This window comes from Bradyrhizobium altum, assembly GCF_020889705.1.
GTDB lineage: Bacteria > Pseudomonadota > Alphaproteobacteria > Rhizobiales > Xanthobacteraceae > Bradyrhizobium > Bradyrhizobium altum.
In genome coordinates this window covers 1-1,143 of sequence record NZ_JACMYP010000562.1, presented here as the reverse complement: position 1 = coordinate 1,143, position 1,143 = coordinate 1, and the positions used below count along the sequence as shown (strand labels likewise).

Genomic DNA, 1,143 nt, shown 5'->3' with positions numbered 1-1,143 from the left:
CCGATCAGAGCGCCTCGGCCTTGTCGCGGGCGATCGTACGGGAATTGAACGCCCAAGGCAGCCCGGCGCGCTACCTTCCGGCCGATGCATCGCCGCCTTCGGCAGGATGGCTCGTCAATGGCGTGTTCTACGCGTTGGACTCGAGGGACCCTCTTCTGAAACTGCCGTTCCTGGACACCGCGCCAAAGGGCCCGAACACCGAGGTCACGGTTGAGATCGCCAACCTGGCAGTGAGCCCAGATGTTCCATTCGCCGTGATTGGCACGGACTACCGGCTTAAAGGGCAAGGCAGCGCGGTAAGCTGGAACCCTTATATTGTGGCCGCGAAGTTCGTCGTGAATAAGATCGAGGCGAGTAAGTCCATCGACGCACTGGCGAACCAGATCGTCGCCGAAATCATCGCGCATCGATCGTCCCTGGCTGCTCACGATCCTGCTGCGCAACACCGCTGATGCGTGGCGGGATCCAAGCGGCCCTTCATCGGCTCAAGCTATTGATTGATTGTCCACCCATGCCGTCGGCGCCGCGGCAGCTATCGGCGCGCCTGAGACGTGCCGACCGCATAATGGCGTTCTTCGCGCTCAAACGCGATGCCGTCTGCGGGGTGGATGGACTGACGTGGCCGACCTACGAAGCGGACCTTGACCGAAACCTCACTGATCTGCACGAGCGGGTTCACCACGGGAGCATACCGGGCACAGCCATCACGCAGGGCGTACATACCGAAGCGGATGGGAAACAGCGTCCGCTGGCAGTTGCGGCACTTGAGGACAAGATCGTCCAGAGAGCGACCACTGCTGTGCTGAACGCCATTTAGGAGGAAGACTTCCTCGGGTTCAGCTGCGGGTTCCGACCCAAGCGGGACAGCACAAGGCGCTGGATGCGCTGGTCGTCGGGATCACGAGCAGGCGAGTGAACTTCATTTTTGACGCAGATGTGGCCTCCTTTTTCGACTCAGTCAGCAAAGACTGGCTGGTGCGATTCGTGGAGCACCGCATCGGCGATGTGCGCATTATCCGCCTGATCCAGAAGTGGTTGAAGGCGGGTGTCCTGGAGAACGGGGATGTCACGGTCAGTGGAAAGGGGACGGGGCAGGGATCGGTAATCTCACCGCTGCTCGCCAACGTCTACCTGCATTACGTG

2 protein-coding genes and 1 pseudogene are annotated in these 1,143 nt (G+C 60.9%); all 3 read left to right on the top strand.

Translation table 11 applies throughout. From position 1 onward, the window contains the following. Positions 1–452 (top strand): cupredoxin domain-containing protein (locus H8B02_RS47390; protein WP_229172529.1); only part of this gene is annotated, 452 nt, incomplete at its 5' end. A gap of 113 nt (positions 453–565) precedes the next feature. Next, on the top strand, positions 566–817 hold the full coding sequence (locus H8B02_RS49275; RefSeq protein WP_376711803.1) for a hypothetical protein: 252 nt from the start codon (positions 566–568) through the stop codon (positions 815–817). 95 nt (positions 818–912) lie between these two features. Next, positions 913–1,143: pseudogene (locus H8B02_RS49270) on the top strand (group II intron reverse transcriptase/maturase); the annotation flags it as partial.

Bases quoted from the DNA above. Each gene is read 5' to 3' on its own strand.
- H8B02_RS49275 (WP_376711803.1), top strand. From the start codon at position 566: ATGGCGTTCTTCGCGCTCAAACGCGATGCCGTCTGCGGGGTGGATGGA.